16 protein-coding genes and 1 pseudogene are annotated in these 20,484 nt (G+C 70.6%); 4 read left to right on the top strand and 13 right to left on the bottom strand.

Annotated elements, in window-relative coordinates; all coding sequences use genetic code 11:
* Positions 1-98: 98 nt before the first annotated feature.
* Both sucD and sucC read right to left on the bottom strand, forming a co-directional pair.
* Positions 99-983 (bottom strand): succinate--CoA ligase subunit alpha, encoded by an 885-nt coding sequence (gene sucD / locus ACIP79_RS32370; protein WP_401228888.1) that lies wholly within the window; start codon positions 981-983, stop codon positions 99-101.
* Positions 984-994: 11 nt separating this feature from the next.
* Positions 995-2,125, bottom strand: coding sequence for an ADP-forming succinate--CoA ligase subunit beta (gene sucC / locus ACIP79_RS32365; protein ID WP_401229217.1), 1,131 nt, complete (start codon positions 2,123-2,125; stop codon positions 995-997).
* Between the two features lie 165 nt (positions 2,126-2,290).
* On the opposite strand from sucC, the gene frc reads away from it, so the two are divergent.
* The 4 genes from frc to ACIP79_RS32345 all read left to right on the top strand — a co-directional run bounded on the left by frc (position 2,291) and on the right by ACIP79_RS32345 (position 6,618).
* Positions 2,291-3,523: a formyl-CoA transferase gene (gene frc / locus ACIP79_RS32360; RefSeq protein ID WP_401228886.1), complete on the top strand. Its 1,233-nt coding sequence runs from the start codon at positions 2,291-2,293 to the stop codon at positions 3,521-3,523.
* Between the two features lies 1 nt (position 3,524).
* The gene (locus tag ACIP79_RS32355) at positions 3,525-3,695 is read left to right on the top strand and encodes a hypothetical protein (protein ID WP_401228884.1); all 171 of its coding nucleotides are present in this window, start codon (positions 3,525-3,527) and stop codon (positions 3,693-3,695) included.
* Positions 3,696-3,811: 116 nt separating this feature from the next.
* The gene (locus ACIP79_RS32350; protein WP_401228882.1) at positions 3,812-5,209 is read left to right on the top strand and encodes an OFA family MFS transporter; all 1,398 of its coding nucleotides are present in this window, start codon (positions 3,812-3,814) and stop codon (positions 5,207-5,209) included.
* Positions 5,209-6,618: an OFA family MFS transporter gene (locus ACIP79_RS32345; RefSeq protein WP_401228881.1), complete on the top strand. Its 1,410-nt coding sequence runs from the start codon at positions 5,209-5,211 to the stop codon at positions 6,616-6,618. Before ACIP79_RS32350 ends, ACIP79_RS32345 begins: the two co-directional genes overlap by 1 nt.
* A gap of 111 nt (positions 6,619-6,729) precedes the next feature.
* Here ACIP79_RS32345 and ACIP79_RS32340 read toward each other — a convergent pair whose 3' ends face one another.
* From ACIP79_RS32340 to ACIP79_RS32290, 11 genes and pseudogenes are all read right to left on the bottom strand, one after another.
* Positions 6,730-7,908 (bottom strand): sugar phosphate isomerase/epimerase family protein, encoded by a 1,179-nt coding sequence (locus ACIP79_RS32340; RefSeq protein WP_401228879.1) that lies wholly within the window; start codon positions 7,906-7,908, stop codon positions 6,730-6,732.
* 116 nt (positions 7,909-8,024) lie between these two features.
* Positions 8,025-9,449 (bottom strand): alkaline phosphatase family protein, encoded by a 1,425-nt coding sequence (locus ACIP79_RS32335; RefSeq protein ID WP_387187370.1) that lies wholly within the window; start codon positions 9,447-9,449, stop codon positions 8,025-8,027.
* A complete protein-coding gene (gene eboE, locus ACIP79_RS32330) occupies positions 9,446-10,615 on the bottom strand; it encodes a metabolite traffic protein EboE (protein WP_401228877.1) in 1,170 nt (389 codons plus the stop codon). The genes ACIP79_RS32335 and eboE overlap by 4 nt, the downstream gene beginning before the upstream one ends.
* Positions 10,616-10,618: 3 nt before the next feature.
* Positions 10,619-11,467 carry a TatD family hydrolase gene (locus tag ACIP79_RS32325; RefSeq protein ID WP_383682652.1) on the bottom strand — a complete coding sequence of 283 codons (849 nt, stop codon included), beginning with the start codon at positions 11,465-11,467 and terminating at the stop codon, positions 10,619-10,621.
* Positions 11,467-12,186 (bottom strand): EboA domain-containing protein, encoded by a 720-nt coding sequence (locus tag ACIP79_RS32320; protein ID WP_401228875.1) that lies wholly within the window; start codon positions 12,184-12,186, stop codon positions 11,467-11,469. Before ACIP79_RS32320 ends, ACIP79_RS32325 begins: the two co-directional genes overlap by 1 nt.
* Positions 12,183-13,130, bottom strand: a complete 948-nt coding sequence (locus tag ACIP79_RS32315) for a sugar phosphate isomerase/epimerase family protein (protein ID WP_401228873.1) — start codon at positions 13,128-13,130, stop codon at positions 12,183-12,185. Before ACIP79_RS32315 ends, ACIP79_RS32320 begins: the two co-directional genes overlap by 4 nt.
* Positions 13,127-14,515: an SCO3242 family prenyltransferase gene (locus ACIP79_RS32310; RefSeq protein WP_401229214.1), complete on the bottom strand. Its 1,389-nt coding sequence runs from the start codon at positions 14,513-14,515 to the stop codon at positions 13,127-13,129. Before ACIP79_RS32310 ends, ACIP79_RS32315 begins: the two co-directional genes overlap by 4 nt.
* Before the next feature lie 206 nt (positions 14,516-14,721).
* Positions 14,722-15,912, bottom strand: coding sequence for an inositol-3-phosphate synthase (locus ACIP79_RS32305; protein ID WP_401228872.1), 1,191 nt, complete (start codon positions 15,910-15,912; stop codon positions 14,722-14,724).
* 106 nt (positions 15,913-16,018) lie between these two features.
* Positions 16,019-16,642: pseudogene (locus tag ACIP79_RS32300) on the bottom strand (DUF1080 domain-containing protein); the annotation flags it as partial.
* Positions 16,643-16,777: 135 nt separating this feature from the next.
* Positions 16,778-19,279 (bottom strand): PQQ-dependent sugar dehydrogenase, encoded by a 2,502-nt coding sequence (locus ACIP79_RS32295; protein WP_401228870.1) that lies wholly within the window; start codon positions 19,277-19,279, stop codon positions 16,778-16,780.
* Between the two features lie 199 nt (positions 19,280-19,478).
* Positions 19,479-20,483: a sugar phosphate isomerase/epimerase family protein gene (locus tag ACIP79_RS32290; protein WP_401228868.1), complete on the bottom strand. Its 1,005-nt coding sequence runs from the start codon at positions 20,481-20,483 to the stop codon at positions 19,479-19,481.
* Between the last annotated feature and the right edge of the window lies 1 nt (position 20,484).

The raw sequence follows: 20,484 nt of genomic DNA, 5'->3' as shown, positions 1-20,484 counted from the left end.
TCCGTAGGCAGCGGCGGGATGGCCGCCGCGTCCGTAGGGAGGAACGTAGTGAGGCCGGGTTATCCCCGGCAGTCACCTCACGTCAACTATGAGTGACGTCACGTTCCGTTCTCCAGGCGGTCCAGGACCAGCCGGGCCGTCTCGGTCGGGGTGCCGCCCACCCGTACTCCGACCGCTTCCAGGGCCTTCCTCTTCGCCTGGGCGGTGCCCGACGAGCCGGAGACGATGGCGCCCGCGTGCCCCATGGTCCTGCCTTCGGGGGCGGTGAATCCGGCGATGTAGCCGACGACGGGCTTGGTGACGTGGTCGCGGATGTACGCCGCCGCCCGTTCCTCGGCGTCGCCGCCGATCTCCCCGATGAGGACGATCAGTTCGGTGTCGGGGTCTTCCTGGAAGGCCGCCAGGCAGTCGATGTGGGTGGTGCCGACGACGGGGTCGCCGCCGATGCCGACACAGGTCGAGAAGCCGATGTCCCTCAACTCGTACATGAGCTGGTAGGTGAGGGTGCCGGACTTGGAGACCAGGCCGATGCGGCCGGGCTTGGTGATGTCGGCGGGGATGATGCCCGCGTTCGACTCGCCTGGGCTGATCAGTCCGGGGCAGTTGGGGCCGATGACGCGGGTGCCCCTGGCGGCGGCGTACGCGTGGAACACCACCGAGTCGTGGACCGGGATGCCCTCGGTGATGACGACGGTGAGTCCGATCCCGGCGTCGGCGGCCTCCATGACGGCCGCCTTGGCGAAGGCGGGCGGGACGAAGACGACGCTCACGTCCGCCCCGGTCGCCTCGACGCCTTCGCGGACCGACCCGAACACGGGGACGGTACGGTCGTCGAAGTCGACGCTGCGGCCCGCCTTGCGCGGGTTGACGCCGCCGACGACCTCGGTGCCGGCCGCGAGCATCCGCCGCGTGTGCCGCATGCCCTCGCCGCCGGTCATGCCCTGGACGAGGACCTTGGACTCCTTGGTGAGAAAGATGGCCATGTCCACTTCCTTCAGACGGCGTCGGCGAGTTGGGCGGCGCGGCGCGCGGCGCCGTCCATGGTGGTGGCCTGCTGGACCAGGGGATGCGCGCGGTTGTCGAGGATGGCGCGGCCGCGGACGGCGTTGTTGCCGTCGAGGCGGACCACCAGCGGCTTGGTCAGCCTGACGTTGTCCAGCGCCCGCACGATCCCGTCGGCGACCGCGTCGCAGGCGGTGATGCCGCCGAAGACGTTGACGAAGACGGACTTCACGTCCGGGTCGGAGAGGATCACGGACAGGCCGTCGGCCATGATCTGGGCGGAGGCTCCGCCGCCGATGTCGAGGAAGTTGGCCGGGCGCGCGCCGCAGCCGGCGACCACGTCGAGGGTGGACATGACCAGTCCCGCGCCGTTGCCGATGACTCCGACCTCGCCGTCCAGCTTGACGTAGTTGAGGCCCTTGGCGGCTGCCGCGGCTTCCAGCGGATCGTCGTGCGCGCCGTCGTCGTCTCCCCAACGTGCCTGCCGGAAGCGGGCGTTGTCGTCGAGGGTGACCTTGCCGTCCAGGGCGAGGATCTGGCCCCGGGCCGTACGGACGAGGGGGTTCACCTCGACGAGGAGGGCGTCCTCGCGGGTCAGCACCTGCCAGAGCCGTACGAGCACGTCGGCCGTCTGCGGCGGCAGGCCCGCGGCCCGCGCGATCTCGACCGCCTTCGCCGAGGTGACGCCCACGGCGGGGTCGACGGGAACGCGCGCGACGGCCTCCGGCCTGTTCGCCGCGACCTCCTCTATGTCCATGCCTCCCTCGGCGGAGGCGATCGCGAGGAAGCGGCCCGCGGCGCGGTCGAGAACGTAGGAGCAGTAGAACTCGCTCTCTATGTCGACTGGTTGGGCCACCATCACGGTGCGGACCGTGTGCCCCTTGATGTCCATGCCGAGAATCTGACGTGCTGTCAGTTCGGCGGCGGCCGGGTCGGCGGCGAGCTTCACACCGCCCGCCTTGCCGCGCCCACCGGTCTTCACCTGGGCCTTCACGACCACGCGGCCGCCGAGTCGGCGGGCGATCTCGCGCGCTTCCTTGGGCGAGTCCGTGATCTCGGCCCTCGGCACCAGGATTCCGTGTTCCTCGAAGAGTGCCCGCGCCTGGTGCTCATACAGGTCCATCATCAGGCTCCTGTCTTAAAAGTGCTGCACGCCCCCTGGACATCACCCATCGGATGCGGGATAACAATCTTCATACAGTATCCGTCGACTGTATGCAATGTGCCGAGCGGGGGTCACGACCTGCGACGCCAGGGCGCTGGAAGCAACGGACAAGTGAGGTGACCTGTGACGACGAAGGCTCTCGAAGGCATCCGAGTCCTCGACATGACACATGTGCAGTCCGGCCCCTCGGCGACCCAACTGCTCGCCTGGCTGGGCGCGGACGTCCTCAAGCTGGAGGCGCCGACCGGTGACATCACCCGCAGACAGCTTCGCGACCTCCCGGACGTCGACTCCCTCTACTTCACGATGCTCAACAGCAACAAACGCAGCATCACCCTCAACACCAAGTCCGAGCGCGGCAAGCAGCTCCTCACCGAACTCATCGGCCGCTGCGACGTCCTGGTCGAGAACTTCGGCCCCGGCGCCGTCGACCGCATGGGCTTCAGCTGGGACCGCATACGCGAGATCAATCCTCGTATCGTCTACGCCTCCATCAAGGGGTTCGGCGAAGGCCCGTACACCAACTACAAGGCGTACGAGGTCGTCGCCCAGGCGATGGGCGGGGCCATGGCGACCACCGGCTTCGAGGACGGGCCGCCCCTCGCGACCGGCGCGCAGATCGGCGACTCGGGCACCGGTATCCACGCCGTGGCGGGCATCCTCGCGGCGCTGTTCCAGCGGGAGAACACCGGCCGCGGCCAGCGGGTCAACGTGGCCATGCAGCATGCCGTGCTCAACCTCTGCCGGGTGAAGCTGCGCGATCAGCAGCGCCTGGCCCATGGTCCACTCGCCGAATATCCCAACGAGGACTTCGGCGACGAGGTTCCCCGGTCGGGGAACGCCTCCGGCGGCGGCCAGCCCGGCTGGGCGGTCCGGTGCGCGCCCGGCGGCCCCAACGACTACGTGTACGTGATCGTCCAGCCCGTCGGCTGGAAGCCGATCACCACCCTCCTGGGCCGGCCCGAACTGGCCGAGGACCCCGAATGGGCCACCCCCGAAGCACGGCTGCCCAAGCTGGCGAAGATGTTCCAGCTCATCGAGGAGTGGACCAGCACCCTGCCCAAGATGGAGGTGCTGGAGAGGCTCAACGCCCACCACATCCCCTGCGGCCCGATCCTCTCCACCAAGGAGATCATCGAGGACACCTCGCTGGTCGCCAACGAGATGGTCGTACGGGTGCCGCACCCCGAACGGGGCGAGTTCGTCACCGTGGGCAGCCCGTTGAAGCTCTCCGACTCCCCCGTCGACGTGACCAGTCCGCCGCTGCTCGGCGAACACAACGAAGAGGTCTACGTCGGCGAGCTCGGTCTCGGGGACGAGGAGCTGCGGCTCCTCAGATCGAGCGGGGTGATCTGACATGACCACCCACGCGTACGGGATCGCGGTCGTCCACGAGGTGACCGTCCCGGACCACGAACGGGAGGACGCGCCCTCCCCGTACACGGCCGAGAAGCCCTTGGCCGCACTCCGCGTCGATCGCCGGCAGGTGCGGGCGGCCGGGCCGATGGGGGGCGGGTTCATGACCTGAGTCCACGCGGGGACCGCCGACGGTGCGCGTTGGCCGTCCCCGGGACCCGTGAGCGCACGAAAGGCATTTGGCAGGGGGCGCTGTCCAGATCTTTCGACGCAAGGGGTGCTTGAGCAATGACAACCACCGACATCACGAAGCCCGTCCCCTTCAGGGAGGTGACGGACGCCAACGGCCGCCTGTACCGCGTCGGAGAGACCGACCGGGACATCATGGGGCGACCACGATGGACCATGGTGCTCTTCCCATGGATGGGCATGATGGGCATCAGCTCGTCGGAGTACGCGTTCACCTCGGCAGAGGACACGCTGCATGAGGCCCATCTCTGGGACAGCGGCCACATCTTCTGGCTGATGGGCGTCTGGATCTTCTTCCAGGCCGCCATCGCCTTCCCGGCCGGACAACTCCGCGAGAGCGGAAAACTGCCCGCGCGGTACGCCATGTTCCTCGGCGCGCTCGGCACGATCCTCGGCTACCTCTCGCTCGCGTACGCGCCGCACGTGATCGTCGCGTACATCGGGTTCGGCATGTTCAGCGGTATCGGAGCCGGTCTCGTCTACGCGACCTGCGTGAACATGGTGGGCAAGTGGTATCCGGAGCGCAAGGGCGGTAAGACCGGCCTGGTCAACGGCGGTTTCGCCTACGGCTCGGTGCCCTTCGTCTTCCTGTTCACGTCCTACATGGACCTGAGCAACTACAAGACCGTCCTGGTGGCGGTCGGCCTGATCTGCTGCGCCGTCGTCGCCTTCGCGGGCTGGTTCTTCAAGGACCCGCCCAAGGGCTGGTGGCCGGCGCACGCGGACCCGCTGAAGGTGTCCGACGACCCGAGGGTCCGGCGGGCGCTGGAGAAGAACCCGCCGGCGGTGAAGCAGTACACGCCCAAAGAAGCCGCCCGGACACCCGTCCTGTGGATGATGTGGTTCTGCCTGCTCTGCACGGCCGGAATCAACATCTTCGGCATCGCCTTCCAGGTGCCGTTCGGCAAGGACATGGGCTTCGCGGGCGGGATCGTGGCCACGGCGATGTCACTGAAGGCCATCGTCAACGGCACCGGGCGCGGCGTCATCGGCTGGATATCCGACCAGGTCGGCCGGCGCAAGACACTGATCATCGTGTGTCTGGTGCTGGGCACCGCCCAGTTCGGTGTGCTGATCTCCGGCCAGATGGGCAGCATGCCGTTCTTCCTCTTCTGCTCCATGGTCTCCGGATTCGGCGGCGGCGCGATCTTCCCGCTGTTCGCGGCCATGACGGCCGACTACTTCGGTGAGAACAACAACGCCTCCAACTACGGAATGGTCTACAGCTCGAAGCTGATCTCGGGCCTGGTGGGCTCCGGTATGGGCGCGGTCGTGGTCGCGGCATGGGACTACGAGGGCGCCTTCGTCATCGCCGGCTGCATCGGGCTGATGTCCGCGGTGCTGGCGATGTTCCTGAAATCCCCGGGCAGGCCTCAGCCACAGGACTCCCGGCGCATTGTTCCCAACCCGCAACCGCTTGGCGAGGAGATGGCGTAATGACGGCGGAACCTGTCGCCGCGCAAGACTCGTCGGACGACCCCGACGCCTCGAACCGCGCATACCGTGAAGTCACCGACTCCCGGGGCCGTATTTACCGGGTCGGCGAAACGGACCGGGACATCCTGGGCCATTCACGAAAGTTCATGGTGTATCTGCCATGGATAGCCATGATGGCGATCAGCGTGTTCGAGTACGCGTTTGGGTCGGCCGAGGACACTTTGTCCCACGCGCACGGCTGGACACAGAGCAACACCTTCTGGATTCTCAGTGTCTGGGTGTTCTTCCAGGCAGGCATAGCCTTCCCCGCGGGCTGGATGCGGGAGAAGGGAATTCTGACCGCCCGCAGAGCCATGTTCATCGGCTCGGTCATGTGTCTGCTGGGCTTCCTCGCCCTCTCGCACCTCAGCAACGTCGTCCTGGCGATCATCGGGTTCGGTGTCGTCGGAGGCGTCGGATCCGGTCTGGTGTACGCGACCTGCATCAACATGGTCGGCAAGTGGTTCCCCGAACGACGTGGCGCGAAGACCGGATTCGTGAACGGCGGATTCGCGTACGGCTCCCTGCCGTTCATCTTCATCTTCAACTACGCGTTCGACACGGCCAACTACCACCGCGTACTCGACCTCATCGGCTGCTACATCGTGATCGTGGTGTTCTCCACCGCGTTCTTCTTCAAGGACCCGCCGAAGAACTGGTGGCCCGCGGACATCGATCCGCTGACCTACGGCGGTACCGCGAAGGGCGCGGCAAGCCTCGCCAAGAATCCTCCCGCGGTGAAGCAGTACACACCCAAGGAGGCCATCAGGACCGGAATGCTCCCCCTGATGTGGATCGCGCTCGTCATGACCGCGGGCGTGTCCATCTTCGGTATCTCGTTCCAGGTCGACTTCGCCAAGGAGGTGGGCTTCGGCCCCCTCGTGGCGGCGTCGTCCATGGGCGTCATGGCGGTCATCAACGGTATCGGCCGCGGTGTGGTGGGCTGGCTCTCGGACATTCTGGGCCGCAAACAGACCCTGGTGTTCGTCATCGTCGTCCTGGGTCTCGCGCAGTTCGGCGTGATCTGGGCCGGCGACATCCACAGCGAGGCACTGTTCCTGTTCTTCGCCTTCCTCTCCGGATTCGGCGGTGGGGCCTTCTATCCGATGTTCGCGGCCCTCACTCCGGACTATTTCGGCGAGAACTACAACGCGACCAACTACGGGCTGGTGTACAGCGGCAAGCTGATCAGCGGCCTGTTCGGTGGCGGTCTCGGCTCGATGGTGGTCGCAGCCTGGGGTTACGACGGCGCCTACGCACTGGCCGGCGGGATCTCCATGGCCGCGGCGGCGATAGCCCTGCTGCTGCGGCAGCCCGGACAGGACACCAAGGCGAACACCTCAGTCCCACAGCCGCAACCGGTGGGCTGAGCAAGGAAGCGAGTCAGTAAGGAAGTCCGGACAACGGGCGGCCCTCCCCACGGTTCCAGTCGCGGGGAGGGCCGCCCGTCTGTGCGGGTGCGGGTGCGGGCTTCGCGCCGACTACCTGCGCTTCTTGCGCAGGGCCGCCAGGTTGTCGTAGCCGATCTTCGCGTACGTCAGTGACTGCGCGGGATCGCTGGAGCTCGGGGCGTTGTCCTGCTCGACCATCGGGTTGTGGTAGTTCCTCTCGCCGACGCGCGAGAAGAACGTGGTGTAGTCGATGACGCCGGTACCGAACGGCACCATGTCGTAGCCCATGCCGTTGGTGGTGTTGACGGTGCCGTCCTTGGCGTGGAAGAGCGGGAAACGCTTGTTGTTGCGGGCGACGAGACCGGCCGGGTCGAAGATCTTCTCCCGGGTCGACCCGTCGTGCGCGGTGTACGTGTGGAACTTGTACTGGGCCACGTGCGCCCAGAAGATGTCCATCTCCAGCCAGACGAGCTTCGGGTCGGTGACCTTCAGGAAGTACTCCAGCTTGCGGATGCCGGAGCTGCGGGTCGGGCGGCCCTGGTCGTCGAGCGGGCCCCCGTCGAGCAGGAATCCGTACGCCGCGTCGTGGTTGTGGGTGTAGAGCTTGACGCCCTCGCGGCGGGCGATGGCGCCCAGCGCGTTCCACTTGTCGGCCGCCACGTCCCAGTCGGCCCGGTAGGAACTGCCGGTGGGGTCACCGCCGGTGCCCATGTGCGCGAGGCCCAGGATGTTGGCGATCTCCAGGTGCCGCTTGAAGGTGTCCAGGTCGGGTGTGGTCAGCGGCCAGGACGGCGGTATGTAGCCGTGGTTGCCCTGTGCCCGCAGTCCGTAGTCGTCGAGCCAGTGGCGCAGCAGCCTGGCACCCGCCACGGACTCCAGGTTGGCGCCGCCCGGCGCGTTGGCGTGCTGGCCGTATCCGGCGAACTCCACCTGCCGGTAGCCGTACCGCGAGAGCTGCTTGAAGACCTCGCGGAAACCGGAGGGCAGGTCGGAGGCGAGCGGGTCGCGGCCGGTGGCGTCCCGGACGGTGTAGAGGATGATGCCGCGCTTGTTCGCGGGGACGAGGACCTCGCCGCCGTGGTGGCCGCCGCCGGGCCGGCCGTGGGCCACGGCCGGGGAGGCGCCGAAGACGGGGGCGGCGACCGCTGCGGTCGCGGCGGCGGTGCAGGTGCTCAGGAAGCGGCGACGGCTGACACCGAGAGTGCGGCGCAGGGCCTCGTCGGTACCGTCGACGCTGTCCGTTCTGGGGGTGTCCTGAAGGTCGGTCACGGGTGCCTCTTCTCCTGTTGTTGCAGGTCGGACGGGTGCGGGTGGGTTCGCAGCACGCGTTGTCAGTGGCGCGTGCTTCACTTTCCGTAGTTGCCCGTCACGCCAGTCACGTCTCGTCACGCGAGGCCGGCCAGGCTGAGGAGCAGGGATTTCACTTCGGTGGCCGCGACGCGGCCGGTGACTGTGCGGGGGGTGGAGCAGATGATGAGCGGACCGTCGTCGTCGCTCAGGGGCAGGCGGCCGTGGCTGCCTCGGATAGGTGCCGGATCCAGGGGCACGACCGCCATGCGGTAACGCATGCCGAGCTTCTTGCGGGCCAGCGCGCCCGCCGCCTTGACCTTCACGTAGGGGTCGAGGGGGTCCATGAAGAGTTCGACCGGGTCGTAGCCGGGTTTGCGGTGGATCTCGACCAGCTGCGCGAAGTCGGGAGCGCGCGCGTCGTCGAGCCAGTAGTAGTACGTGAACCAGGCGTCCGGCTCCGCGACGGCGACGAGTTCGCCCGAGCGCGGATGGTCGAGGTGGTGGGCCTTCTTGCCCTCGTCGTCGAGGAGTTCCTCGATGCCGGGGAGGCCGGCGAGCGCCGCCTTCGTGGCCTCCAGGTCCTCCGGGCGGCGCACGTAGACGTGGGCGATCTGGTGGTCGGCGACCGCGAAGGCGCGGGAGGCCATCGGGTCGAGGTACTCCATGCCGTCCTGCGTGTGCACTTCGAGGAGTCCGGCGCGGCGCAGGGCGCGGTTGATGTCGACGGGGCGGCTCACCCGGGTGATGCCGTACTCGGACAGGGCGACGACGGTGCGGCCTTCGGCCTTCGCGTCGTCGAGGAGGGGGGCCATGGCCGCGTCGAGGTCCGCGGCCGCCTTGAGGGAGCGCGGGTCGTCGGGGCCGAAGCGCTGGAGGTCGTAGTCGAGGTGAGGGAGGTAGCAGAGGGCCAGGTCGGGGTGCCGGGTGTCGATGATGTGGCGGGTCGCGTCGATGATCCAGCTGCTGGAGGTGAGGTCGGCGCCGGGGCCCCAGAAGTGGAACAGCGGGAACACGCCGAGTTTCTCGGTGAGTTCGTCGTGCAGGGCCGGGGGCCTGGTGTAGCAGTCGGGTTCCTTGCGGCCGTCGGCGTAGTAGACGGGACGGGGGGTGACGGTGAAGTCGGTGTCGGCGCCCATGGCGTACCACCAGCAGATGTTGGCGACCGTGTAGCCGGGGTGCGCGCGGCGGGCGGCGTCCCAGAGCTTGTCGCCGGACACCAGGCCGTTGTGCTGACGCCACAGGAGTACGTCGCCGAGGTCGCGGAAGTACCAGCCGTTGCCGACGATTCCGTGTTCGGCGGGGTGGGTGCCGGTGAGGAAGGTGGACTGGGCGGCGCAGGTGACGGCGGGCAGGACGGTGCCGAGGTGGGCGCGCGAGCCGGACTGGCCGAGCGCCTTGAGGTGGGGCATGTGGTCGAGGAGACGGGGGGTGAGGCCCACGACGTCCAGGACGAGGAGGGGGGTGGGGCGGCCGGTGTGCTCCGGTGCCGGGTCCACGGTGTGCTCCGGTGCCGTGCTCACGGCAGCTCCTTCAGGCCGAGGTCGGTCAGCAGGTCGCGGGCGAGGGTGAGTTCGGCGGCGATGCCGTCGGCGAGCTGGGCCCGGCCGCGGGGGCGCAGTTCGGGTGGGAGGGCCTGCCAGGTGTAGGTCTCGACCTCCAGATGGCGGGTGAGCGGGTGCGGGCCCCCGACGAGTCGGGTCAGCGCGGCCCGGAGCACGGGAAGGGTGGAGGTGAGGGGCGCGGCGGGGGCCGCGTGCAGCGGGACGTGGAAGTGGGCGCGCCAGGGTGAGGCGTCGGGCAGGGTGTCGCCGCCGAGGGCCTCGCCCAGGTCGTCGGTGCCGCGCAGGCCGGCGGCCGTCCGGGTGCGGGTCTGGTGCAGGAAGCGGGGTTCGTCGAAGGCGGCGAGTGCCGTGCGGACTTCGGGGAGATGGGGGTGTTCGGCATGCAGGGCGGCTGAGAGCTGCGACTTGACGACGGGGACGCCCGCTTGCGCGAGGGCGTCCAGGGCGGTGTCCGGGTCCTCGAAGGAGGTGGCGAGGTGGCAGGTGTCGACGCAGACGCCGATGCGGTGGTGTCCGATGGCGGTGAGCGGCGCGATGGCGTCGTGCGTGGTCTCGACGACGCAGCCGGGTTCCGGCTCCAGGCCGATACGGATGGAGCGGCCGGTGAGTTCGTCGAGGGCGTCGAGGCGTTCGGCGAGGGTGGTCAGCGCCGCGTGGGCCGTCGCCGCCCGTTCGTCGTCGTACGCGGTGCGCCAGGCCAGCGGGAGTGTCGAGATGGTGCCTTCGGTGACGTCGTCGGGGAGCAGCTGGGCCAGCACACGGGCCAGGGCGGTGGTGTGGTCCAGGCGCTGTGGATCGGCCCAGTCCGGCTGGTAGACGCGGTACTTGACCTCTTCGGCGCCGAAGCCCTCGTAGGGGAAGCCGTTGAGGGTGACGACCTCCAGGCCGCGTCGGTCGAGTTCGGTGCGCAGGCCGCGCAGTGCGGAGGGGTCCGTGACCAGGGCGTGCGCGGCGTCCCCGGCGAGCCACAGGCCGATGCCGAGGCGGTCCCTGCCGAGGCGCCGGCGCACGGGTTCGCAGTGGTCGCGGAGCTGGGCGAGGACTCCGTCGAGGGTTTCGGCGGGGTGGACGTTGGTGCAGTAGGCGAGGTGGACGACGGAGCCGTCGGGGTGGCGGAAGCGCATCGTTCACTCCCCGCCGCGGAGGATCGAGTTGCCCTCGTGGGTGGCGTCCGGGGACGCGAGGTCGAGGTTCAGCCGGCCGCTGAGCCCGTAGAAGGCCACGGGGTTGCGCCACAGCACCCGGTCGACGTCGTCGTCGGTGAAGCCGGCCGCCAGCAGGGCGTCGCCGACCAGGCGGGTCTTGAGGGGATCGCTCTTCCCCCAGTCCGCGGCCGAGTTGACCAGCACCTTCTCCGGTCCGTACGCCCGCAGGATCGCGACCATCCGTTCCTCGTCCATCTTGGTGTCCGGATAGACGGAGAAGCCGAGCCAGCAGCCGCTGTCCTTGGCCTCCTTGACGGTGGTCTCGTTGAGGTGGTCGACCAGGACGTGGTCCGGGGGCAGTGCGGACTCCCGGACCACGTCGAGGGTGCGGCGCAGGCCGGCCAGCTTGTCGCGGTGCGGGGTGTGTACGAGCGCGGGCAGTTCGTGGTCGGCGGCGAGCTGGAGCTGGGCGGCCAGGGCGGTGTCCTCGGCGGGGGTCATCGAGTCGTAGCCGATCTCGCCGACGGCCACGACCTGGTCCTTGACGAGATAGCGGGGCAGTTCGTCGAGGACGGGGACACAGCGGGGGTCGTTCGCCTCTTTGGGGTTGAGGGCGAGCGTGCAGTGGTGGGCGATGCCGTACTGGGCGGCGCGGAAGGGTTCCCAGCCGAGGAGGGAGTCGAAGTAGTCGAGGAAGGAGGTGGGCGAGGTGCGGGGCTGGCCGAGCCAGAAGGAGGGTTCGACGACGGCGCGGACGCCCGCGGCGTGCATGGCCTCGTAGTCGTCGGTGGTCCGTGACGTCATGTGGATGTGGGGGTCGAAGATGCGCATCAGGACTCCTTGCCGGACGTGCCGGAGGTCCCGGGTCGGCCGGGGCTGCCGGACGTGCCATTGGGGGTGGCGGTGGGCTCGGTCAGGGTCAGGACGCGGTGGAGGTCCTCGGGTACGGGACGGCCCGCGGCGGTGCGTTCGTCGGCGTAGGCGGCGAGCATGCGGGCCAGTTCGGCGTCGGCGCGGGCGCGCCGGGGCAGCTCGGCCACCTCGTCGACGGGGACGCCGGTGAACAGGCACTTCAGCACGGCGTGGCGCCAGTTGTGGGCGTCGAGGTGCCGGGCGGCGTACGGGCCGACGGCGGCGGCGACCAGCCGGGTGTCGTTGGTGCGCAGGGCGTCCTCGACGAGCGGCAGGGCGTCGGGGCCGGGCACCAGGTGGGGCAGTGCGTGCAGGACGGCCCGGCGTTCGGCGGCGGTGCCCTGGCGGTAGACGCGGGCGAGGGCGTCCGGGTCGGCGCGGGCGGCGTGCAGGAGGAGGACGCGGGCGGCGTCGGCGTGCTCGGGTCCGCACCTGCGGCCCGCCTCGGCGATCCGCAACTCCCAGGCGGAGATGGGTCCGTGGGTGCCGGGGTGGGCGGCGGCCTCGTCGAGGGCCAGGTCGAGCCAGGCGCGGGCGGCCCCGCCCAACTCGGCGTTCAGGCGGGCGCGCAGCTCGGCGAGGGCTCCGGGGGCGGTCTCATTCACCGGTGCGGCGTCGGTGCGGTGCGGGTGGGTCACGGGATTCTCCCTTCGCGGCTGTCGGGGGTCGCCCGGGCCGCGCGGTGGAGGAACGGGAGGGACTGTTCGGCGAAGTGGGGGCCCGCGTGGGAGTGGCGGGGCAGTTCGACGACGGTGAGGGCCTGGTAGCCGGTGGCGACCAGGGCTTCAAGTACGGGCGGGAAGTCGATCTCGCCGTCCCCGAACGGGAGGTGTTCGTGCACGCCGCGGCGCATGTCCTCGATCTGGACGTGCCGCAGCCAGGGCGCCGCGGCGCGTACGCAGTCGGCGGGCGAGAGGGGTTCGAGGCACTGGCAGTGGCCGATGTCGAGGGTGAGACCGAGGGCTTCGGGATCGCCGAGTGCCCGGCGGAGGTGGTGGAAGTCGGCGAGGGAGGAGAGCAGGTGGCCCGGCTCGGGTTCCACGGCGAGGGGGACTCCGGCGCGGGTGGCGGCGTCCAGTACGGGGGTGAGCGCCTCGGCGAGCCGTTTCCAGGCGGTGTCCTCGTCCGTGCCGGCCGGGGTGACTCCGCTGAAGCAGTGCACCGCGTGGGCGCCGAGGTCCGCGGCGACCCGCACGGCGCGGACCAGCAGGTCGACACGCCGGGCGCGGTCCTCCGGGTCCGGGTCGAGGAGCGAGGGACCGTGCTTGCGACGCGGGTCGAGGACATAGCGGGCGCCGGTCTCCACGGTGACGCCGAGGCCGAGCGCGGCGAGCCGCCGGCCCACTCGGGCGGTGCGGGCGGCCAGGTCCGGGGCGAGCGGGTCGAGGTGCATGTGGTCGAGGGTCAGGCCGACGCCGTCGTAGCCGAGGTCCGCGAGGAGGCCGAGGGCGTCGTCGAGACGGAGGTCGGTGAGGCCGTTGGTTCCGTAGCCGAAGTTGAGGGGGTGGAGGGAGGTGGCGCGGCCGGCTCCCGGGTTCGTGCGGGGGTCCGCGTCCTTGGTCCCGCGGGTGTGCGCGTTCACGTGACGCTCACCTTCCTCGCGAACCTGCGGGCCACCGGCGCGAGCGCGGCGGTCAGGAGAGCGGTGACGGGAGCGCCCGCCCGTGCGGCCAGGGCCGCCTGGAGGGGGATCATGGCGCGGATCCCGCCGCCGACGGCTCGTTGCGTGAGCGGGGGTGAGGGGTTGAGCACGGCGTGGCAGAGAGGGCGCGCGAAGGTCACGACGTAGGCGAGAACGAGGGCTCCTCGCAGGGCGACTTCACCGGGGGGTCGTACGGCGCCGGGGGTGGGCTCGGGCTGCCCGAGGTGTTGCGGGGCGATGGCGGCGGGCCTTGGCTGCCCGATGTGTCGTACGGCGCGGAGGGCGGACCTCGACTGCCCGACGTGTTGCACGGCAACGGAGGCGAGCCCCGGCTGCCCAAGGTGTCGTACGGCAACGGAGGCGGGCCCAGGCTGCCCTGGATGTCGTACGGCAGCTGGAACGGGCCCAGGCTGCCCAGGCTGCGGTACGGCAACGGGAGCCGGCCCTGGCTGCCCAGGGTGTCGTACGGATCCGGGGCCGGGCCCCGGTCGTCCCGCGATCCCCCGGTCGCCGAGCAGCCCCCAGGCCAGCGCACCTGTCGTGGCGAGTGCGGCCAGGGGCGCGGCTGTCGAGCCTCCCTGGGTCTCTCCCCGGGACACGGCCGTCACCGCGAGGGTGTGGGTGGCCAGGGCGACGGCGGAGGGGAGGGCCCGGCGGGCGGCGATGCGGGCAGGGGCGTTCGGGCCTGGGGCGGACACCGCGTCTCGGGTGGCTCGGCCGGTGGTGGTGGTCGCGCCGAGGAGCAGGTCGAGGCCTCGGGCGGTGGCCATGGCCGCGGGGCCCGCGGGGGTCTGTTTGAGCGCGAGGTCGTACGCCCAGATGGTGGCCGCGAGAGGCGCGGCGACCGCGAGGGAGGTGCGGCCCGCGCGGGCCGCCAGGGCGAGGCCCACCGCCGTCAGCGCACCGGCCGCCGCGAGCGCGGCGGCCGGGCGGACGCGACCGGAGGGCAGCGGGCGGTGCGGGCGGTCCACGGCGTCCTCGGCGCGGTCGGCCCAGTCGTTGAGGGCCATTCCGGCCTCGTACAGACAGAGGGAGGAACCGATGGCGAGCAGCGTGCGGGAGTTGGGGCGGACCCCGGCCGCGGCAGCGCCCGCGAGCGCGTCGCCGGGAACGGTGAACAGGGCCGGCAGCCGCAGCAGTTCGGCCCACGCCCTGACCGTGACTCCGGCCCCGGCCTTCACCCCGGTCCCGGCCTTCACTCCGGTCCCGGCCTTCACCTCGGCCCCGACCGTCACTCCGGCGCTGGCCTCCGCTCCGGCCCCGGCCTTCACCCCGGCCCCGACCGTCACTCCGGCGCTGGCCTCCGCTCCGGCCCCGGCCTTCACCCCGGCCCTGCCCTTCACCCCGGCCCTGGCCTCCGCTCCGGCCCCGACCGTCACCCCGGCCCTGCCCTCCACTCCGACCCTGCCCTCCCCTCCGGTCCCGGTCGCCCTCGTCACGCCGCCCCCCGCGCCGACGGACGCGCTCGGCTCACTCGTATCGGGTGACCGGCGTGGCCCCATCAGCCCGAGCAAGCCCACCAACCGCCCCCTCACAGCGCCGCCTCCCCCGGGCCAGATACCGAGTCCGGGGCCGAACCCGGAGCCGGGGCCGGGCGGAAGCGGGCGGCCAGGGACGCCAGAGCCACGTACTGCTCCCCCAGGCCCGCCGGCGCTTGGCCCACCGGGTCCTTGAAGTAGAAGGCCAGTTCGCTCAGGGGTCCGGAGAGGCCCGCGTCGTGGGCGCGGGAGGCCAGCCGGGCGAGGTCGAGGATCAGCGGAGCGGCGAGCGCGGAGTCGCAGCCCTGCCAGGTGGTCTGGAGGACCATGCGGGTGCCGAGGAAGCCGTCGAAGGCGATGTGGTCCCAGGCGGTCTTCCAGTCGCCGAGGGAGGGGACGTCGTCGATGTGGACCTCGCCCTCCGGGGCGGCGCCCAGCGTGTCGGCCAGCACCCGCTCCTTGCCGGCGTTCTTCGCCGCGGCGGCGGCCGGGTCGGCGAGGGAGGCGCCGTCGCCCCCGCCGAGGAGGTTCGTGCCGGACCAGGCCCGTACCGCGAGGGCCCGTTGGGCGAACATCGGGCCCAGCACGGAACGCAGCAGCGTCTGGCCGGTCTTGCCGTCGCGGCCCGCGTAGGGCAGCCGACTGGACTCGGCCAGGGAGGCCAGCGCCGGGTGGTGCAGGCCGGTGGAGGGAGTGAAGTTGACGTAGGGGTAGCCGGCGCTCAGGGCGGCCGCCGCGTACAGGGAACTCGCCGGCAGCGCGTCCCCGGTGGGCGCGGGCTCCGTGGAGGCCACGTTCACCACGACGGCCCGGTCCAGGCCGTGTCGCCGTACGAAATCAGTGATGTCCGCGGCGAAGGCGGCGATCAGCTCGGCGGGTTCCCGGGTGTCGCCGGGGGCTGGGCCGCCGGGGCGGATCTCCAGGTCGGCGGCGGCCAGTTCGGCCGAGACCGCCGAGGGGAGGCCGTGCGGCAGGACGCCGCCCGCGGCCAGTGCCTCCGCCCGCTTGGGCAGCGGACAGTCGACGGTGTCGTGACCGCCAAAGACGAGAGAGGTCAGCGGGGGCAGGCCGCAGCCGGAGAAGACGTCGGTCTCGGTGACCATGCCCGTCGGACCGTGCAGGCCCGCGGTGACGGCCGCGCAGCCCGCGACGACGGTGGTGGCGACGGAGCCGCGTGCTCCGATCAGCCACACCCCCACCCGGGGTTCGCCAAGGACCCTGGGTTCGGAAAGGGACGCGGACATGGGCAGCCTCCTTGTCGTACGCACAACGCGGATCACGAGAAACGCAGAACACAGAGAAGGGACGAAGACGGCGGGCGGGAGTACGGCGTCTCCCGCCCGCCGCCGCTCAGTGGCCCGGCGCTCCGGTGCGCGCGGGCAGTTCCTTGATCCGGACGTCGCGGAACGACACCTGGTCGTCGGCTCCGTGGTTCTGGAGTCCGACATGCCCCTCACGCAGGCTCCGGGCCGGATCGGTGTTGGTGAAATCGTTGATCTTCACGCCGTTGAGCCGGACGCGGAGCCGCTCGCCCTCCACGCGGATCTCGTACGTGTTCCACTCGCCGGGCGGGTTCAGCGCACGGTCGCGCCTGCCGAGGTCGGCGGACTGGAAGCTGTACACGGACCCGGTGGTGCGGTCGGGTGCGTCGGTCGCGTCGATCTGGATCTCGTAGCCGTTGTCCACGGCCGACCAGGGGTCGTCGGAGGCCGGGAAGCCCACGAAGACACCGGAGTTGTCGTCCCCGGCCACCTTCCAGTCCAGCTTCAGCGAGTACGCGCCGAATTCGGCGGCCGGGCCGGAGCCCGAGGGAGCGCCGGCGTACCAGAGCATCCCCAGGCCTCCGTTCGTGGTCAGCGTGCCGTCGGCGCCGAGCGAGAACGAACCCGGTCCCGCCTGTTTCCACGCCGCCAGCGATTCGGCCGTGCCGTCGAAGAGCGGCCGGTAGCCGTTCTCCGGGCGGCAGTCGGCCGTCCTGGAGGCGACCGGGACCCGTGTCTCGTCCGCTCCCTTCGAGGCGGCCGGTGCCGACCCGCAGCCGATGAGCATGGCGGCCGCCGCGGCGGACGTCATGACTCGCGCGGAGGCCCGTGTCACAGCGACACCTCCTCAGCCGCCGGTCGTGAAGGTGAAGTCGTCCACGTCGTACAGCGCGCCCGTCCCGCTGCCCTTGAAGACGAGATAGAGCGAGGTGGTGCCGCGCGGTGCGCGCGTCAGGTCCGCGCTCACGTCCTGGAAGGTCTCCCAGCCGCCGGTCACCGGCACCGTCGCGGTGCCGAGGAGTCGGCCGGTCGGGGAGCCCGCGCGGACCTGGAGAGTGCCGCCCGCGCCGGCGGACGAGACCCGCGCCGTGATCTTCTGCGCGTCGCTCAGCACGTACGGCGTGAACGAGATCCAGTCGCCGTTGTTGATGTCGCCGACCGTCTCACCGCCGTGGGCGGTCGCCCTGGAGACGACCGTGATCCCGGAGGAGTCGCCGAAGTGCTCGGCCTGGCGGTGCTTGGGCTGCACGACGGCCTGGTCGTGGCTGGTCAGCGGAGCCTGGCCGCCGCCACCGTTGTCGGTGTACTCGGCGTCGAAGACCCCGAAGATGTTGGCGTCGTCGTCATGGCCGTCGCCCGCGCCGGTCACCAGGGTGCCGGTGCAGCCCTTGGCCGAGGTGAGCACATGGCCGTGACTGTCGTGGCCGAGGATGAAGTTGACCGTCACCTTGGTGCAGTCGATGTTCCTGCCGTCCTCGGGGTCGGTGACCCTCACCTTGAAGGGCACGGTGTCGCCGAAGCTGAACAGCTGTCCGTCCTGGGGCAGTTGGAGGGTGACCGTCGGCGCGGTGTTGCCGACCACGATCTGCACGCTCGAACTTCCGGTCCGGCCGCTCGGATCCGTGGCCGTCAGTGTCGCCGTGTACGTGCCGTTCTTCTTGTACTTGTGGGTCGGGTTGGCCGCGGTCGAGGTGCCGCCGTCGCCGAAGTCCCAGCTGTAGGTGAGGGCGTCACCGTCGGCGTCGGTCGAACCGGCCGAGGAGAACTTCACCTTCAGCTTCGCCTGTCCCGAGGTGCGGTCGGCGCCGGCCTGTGCCACCGGGGAGTGTCCGTCGGTGGCGTTCTCGATGCGGTACAGCCCCGAGTGCTCGTCGCCGCCGAACCAGGCGGTGCCGTAGTCGAGGACGTACAGGGCGCCGTCGGGGCCGAACGCCATGTCCATAACCTGGGTGCCGGTCCAGGGGATGTCGCTGATGGACTGCACGGTGCCGCTCGCGTCCGACTCGATCCGCTTGATCCAGCGTCGGCCGAACTCACCCGCGAAGAAGTCACCGTCGTACGCCTCGGGGAACTTCACCGGCGAGTCGAGCGCGGGGTCGTAGTGGTAGACCGGGCCGCCCATCGGGGACTCCGAGCCGGTGCCGAACTCCGGGACGGACGCGCCGTCGTACGGGATCCAGGCGGCCTGGGCAGGCGGCAGGTCGGTGAGACCGGTGTTGTGGGGCGAGTTGTTCTTCGGGGCGGCGCAGTCGAAGGCCGCGCCCGAGGTGCCGGTGGCGAAGTCGTAGTCCACGTACGGGTCGTTGTCGCCCGTGCAGTACGGCCAGCCGAAGTTCCCGGGAGCGGTGACACGGGCGAACTCGACCTGTCCGGCGGGACCGCGCGCCGGGTCGGCGGCACCGGCGTCGGGGCCGTAGTCACCGACGTACAGGATGCCCGTCTCCTTGTCGACGCTGAAGCGGAACGGGTTGCGGAAGCCCATCGCGTAGATCTCGGGGCGCGTCCTGTCCGTGCCGGGCGCGAAGAGGTTGCCCTCCGGGATGGCGTAGGTGCCGTCGGCGTTCACCTTGATGCGCAGGATCTTGCCGCGCAGGTCGTTGGTGTTGCCGGACGAACGCTGGGCGTCGAAGGCCGGGTTGCGGTCGGTGCGCTCGTCCAGGGGCGCGAAGCCGTCCGACTGGAAGGGGTTGGAGTCGTCGCCGGTCGAGAGGTAGAGGTTCCCGGCCGCGTCGAAGTCGATGTCGCCGCCGACGTGGCAGCAGATGCCGCGGGAGGCCTGGACGTCGAGGATCTTCGTCTCGCTGGCGTTGTTCAGCGTGCCGTCGGCGTTCAGGACGAACCGCGAGAGGCGGTTGACTCCGTCGAAGGGCGCGAAGTCGGCGGCCGTGCCTGTCTCGGGTGCGTCGCCCGCGGGGGTGTCCAGGGGCGGCGCGTAGTAGAGGTAGATGAAGCGGTTCTCGGCGAACCCGGGGTCGACGCCGATCCCCTGGAGGCCCTCCTCGTCGTGCGAGTACACGTCGATGCGGCCGGCGATCTCGGTGTTGCCCGCCGCGTCGGTGAGGCGGAGTTCGCCGTCGCGCGAGGTGTGCAGGACCGAGCGGTCCGGCAGTACGGCCAGCGACATGGGCTCGCCGACCTCGGGCTCGCCCTTGGCGAGGGTGACCTGCTGGAAGTCCTCGGCAGCGGCGGTGACCGCGCCGGGGTCGGCGACGGCTGCGCCGGCCGAGGGGGCGGTGAGGGTGAGGGAGGCGGCGGCGAGGATCGCGCCGGTCAGCAGGGCGAGTGCCCCACGAAGTCTCGGGTGTCCGCTGTGGCTTTTTTTCTTCCTGTTACTGGCGTACGGGTGCACGAAATGCCTCCATGAAGGGGCTGGTCGTACGGGCGGGTGCCGCGGTGCGGCGATACGCCGGGGTGCGCCGTCACCCCGGAATCTTGTGTGATGCGCCATGTGGACCGCGCGATGACGAGAGCGCGCGACGTGGACCGCGCGGCGGAACCTGACCGCGCGAGGTGAACTGGGCCGGGCGACGTGAACTGAGCGGTGCGGCCTAGTCGTTGCCGCCGAACGCCGCGTCGAAGGAGGCTGTCGGCGGCTCGAAGTCGAAGGCCTTGAGGCGGGTCAGGGCCTCGGGTGCGCCCTGGAGCCGGTCCATGCCGGCGTCCTCCCACTCCACGGAGATCGGTCCCGTGTAGTCGATGGACCGCAGCATGCGGAACACGTCCTCCCAGGGAACGTCGCCGTGACCGGCGGAGACGAAGTCCCAGCCGCGTCGCGGGTCGCCCCAGGGCAGGTGCGAGCCGAGCCGGCCGTTGCGTCCGTCGAGTCGCTTGCGGGCCTCCTTGCAGTCGACGTGGTAGATCCGGTCGCGGAAGTCGTAGAGGAAGCCGACCGGGTCGAGGTCCTGCCACACGAAGTGCGACGGGTCGAAGTTGAGGCCGAAGGCGGGCCGGTGGTCGACCGCCTCCAGGGCCTTGTGGGTCGTCCAGTAGTCGTAGGCGATCTCGCTGGGGTGGACCTCGTGCGCGAACCGGACGCCCTGGGCGTCGAAGACGTCCAGGATCGGGTTCCAGCGTTCCGCGAAGTCCTGGTATCCGCGCTCGATCATCGACTCGGGGGCGGGCGGGAACATCGCGACCAGGTGCCAGATCGCGGAGCCGGTGAAGCCAATGACGGTGTCGACGCCGAAGGCCGCCGCGGCGCGCGCGGTGTCGGCGATCTCGGCAGCGGCCCGCTGTCGCACGCCCTCGCCCTCGCCGTCGCCCCAGATCCGGGCGGGCAGGATCGCCTTGTGGCGTTCGTCGATGATGGCGTCGCAGACGGCCTGGCCGACCAGGTGGTTGGAGATCGCCCAGCACTTGAGGCCGTACTTGTCGAGGAGCTCGTGCCTGGAGTCGAGGTAGGACGGGTCCGCCAGCGCCTTGTCGACCTCGAAGTGGTCTCCCCAGCAGGCGAGTTCGAGCCCGTCGTAACCGAAGTCGCGGGCGAGCCGGCAGACCTCCTCCAGGGGCAGGTCGGCCCACTGGCCGGTGAAGAGTGTGAAGGTACGCGGCATG

Source organism: Streptomyces sp. NPDC088747 (assembly GCF_044751025.1).
In the GTDB taxonomy this organism is placed as follows: domain Bacteria; phylum Actinomycetota; class Actinomycetes; order Streptomycetales; family Streptomycetaceae; genus Streptomyces.
This window is presented reverse-complemented; position numbering and strand designations above follow the sequence as displayed.